The following is an 812-nucleotide window of genomic DNA, read 5'->3' as shown; positions in this document are numbered from 1 at the left end:
AGGCGCCCCCCCCGCCACCCGAGCCGCACGCCGGGGAGCCTTCGCTCGCGACCGCGCCGCGCCTGTTCGACCCGAACGAGGCCGCCCCGGTGGAGGCCCCTGTCCAGGGCGACCTCCTGGCGCTGCCGCACGTGCACGCCCGCCGCGTGGACCACGTGGCCCGCGCCCAGGGCCTCCGTGAGCTGGGCGACCTGTCCGGCGCCGTGACCGAGCTGCGCCGCGCGCTCCATGACGACCCGGGCGACACCGACACCCTGGCGCAGCTCGCGCGCACCGCCCGGCTGGCCGGGGACACGGGGCTGGCCCTGGACGCCTACGCCCGGCTGGCCCAGGCGGAGCCCACCGAAGCGGGGGCCCTGGTGCAGCAGGCGCGGCTGCTGGTGGCGCAGGGTCGCTTCGCCGACGCGGTCCCCGTGGGCGAGGAGGCCCTCCTGCGCAACCCCGAGGACGCGGAGGTGTACCAGGTGCTCGGCCGCGCCCACCTGGGCGCCAACGAGCTGGGCCCCGCCATCCTGCGCTTCCAGCAGGCGGTGCACCTGGATCCGGAGCACGGCCATGCGCTCAACAACCTGGGGTTCGCCTACCTGCGCGCCAGCGACAACGCCCGCGCCGTGGAGGTCCTCACCCAGGCCGCGGCCCTCCTGCCCCACGTGGCCTACGTGCAGAACAACCTGGGCGTCGCCTGCGAGCGCCTGGGACGCCTGGAGGAGGCCCGCGCCGCGTATGCCGCCGCCACCCGGCTGTCGCCCCGCTACGTGCAGGCCCGCGTCAACGCGGAGCGCGTGGCCCGGGCCGACCCCTGTCTCTTATAC

General features: G+C 76.8%; 1 protein-coding gene. It reads left to right on the top strand.

The window, feature by feature from the left end:
• Positions 1-812, top strand: an 812-nt coding sequence (locus tag D7Y13_RS41870; RefSeq protein ID WP_120631073.1) for a tetratricopeptide repeat protein, incomplete at both ends; no start/stop codon positions are given.

The organism is Corallococcus praedator (assembly GCF_003612125.1).
Classification (GTDB): domain Bacteria; phylum Myxococcota; class Myxococcia; order Myxococcales; family Myxococcaceae; genus Corallococcus; species Corallococcus praedator.
Note: the sequence above shows the minus strand (reverse complement) of the source record. Positions and strands in the feature narration are given on the sequence as shown.